The sequence below is a fragment of the Shigella sp. FC1544 genome, from assembly GCF_001722145.1.
GTDB classification, from domain to species: domain Bacteria; phylum Pseudomonadota; class Gammaproteobacteria; order Enterobacterales; family Enterobacteriaceae; genus Escherichia; species Escherichia coli.
Map to the genome: position 1 here is coordinate 1 of NZ_MECT01000330.1, position 1,080 is coordinate 1,080.

Below are 1,080 nucleotides of genomic sequence, written 5' to 3' on the forward strand. Positions count from 1 at the left end.
GCTCACGACGCGCCAGAAAATTGTTTCGTTCTGGCTGGGAGTGGCTTTCACGGAATGCCGCCATCCACACCGTTGCAGCACGACGGTATAAGCCCCTGGACTCCAGTTCTTCAGCCTGGCGGGTCAGGCACAAAATCACCCGGGGACCGTTAGTGCCGACATAGAAATTGCGCACAGGTCTGGTTTCTCGAACTGATTGTGGTCCCGGTTCCTGCGCTCTCTCAGTCAGGCGCGGGAAATGTCTGCGTGTATCTCCTTCACAACGGTGAGCCACACGCCCACTCTGACGTAACTTGCTTGCAGACTGCAGAACGCGCTGCCGTGAGTAACCTGCAAAAGCATCCGCAATGTCTCCGGAAGTACACCCCGGATGGGCTTCAATGAATTTCTGAACGTCATTCAAAAGACTCATGCTCACCCCCTGAATCCTGCCGGGATCTGGCTGTAGTCCACGTTGTCGTAACTGGCTTTGAAGTACGGGTCTTCACGTTTTTCTGTGTGCGTGCTGACGGACGGCGATAAGCGCAGGGAAAGCTCATCCCATTTTTCCCGCAACTTCGACGGGCTGAGCACGTTACGGCACCAGAACGGATCGCGGCTGACGCGGCTGTACATCTCGCAGATTTGTTTGTGAGTACGGCCATCCTGTACACACATCAGGCGAATTTCGTTTGCCCAGGCTGTCCAGTTCGGTTCTTTGGGACGAACCACCTCGCCGTCACATTCGGCAGCCTGCTCGTACAGGGCGATGATTTTTTTCCAGAGCCACTGTGCGCAGGTCAAATCATCCTGCGTCCCCCACTGGCGCTTTTTAGGGCTGAATACAACCGCATCAGGATGGCGAGTTAAAAAATCCTGTTCAGCCGTCTGCGTGTCCGGTTGCGAAGCGTCCGGACGAGAAGGTTTTTTATCTGACGGATCATGTTTTGATTTTACTGACGGATCCCCGCCAGATTCTGACGGGTGAAAACCCGCTTTTTTGTAAGCGTGCAGCAAGAACCGTATTGACGGGGATGTGTTATTCAGTCGGCAGTGCTACGCGCCAGGGGAGCAGTTCGCCGACCCGGTTTATCGGCCAGT

The 1,080-nt window shown here is 54.9% G+C and carries 1 protein-coding gene and 1 pseudogene; both read right to left on the reverse strand.

All coding sequences use genetic code 11. From position 1 onward, the window contains the following. The coding region (locus tag BGK49_RS15365; RefSeq protein ID WP_094188684.1) for a PerC family transcriptional regulator at positions 1 to 418 on the reverse strand (418 nt) is incomplete at its 3' end. After that, positions 415 to 981 (reverse strand): annotated as a pseudogene (locus tag BGK49_RS29570) (helix-turn-helix domain-containing protein); the annotation flags it as partial. The pseudogene BGK49_RS29570 and the gene BGK49_RS15365, both read right to left, overlap by 4 nt. Between the last annotated feature and the right edge of the window lie 99 nt (positions 982 to 1,080).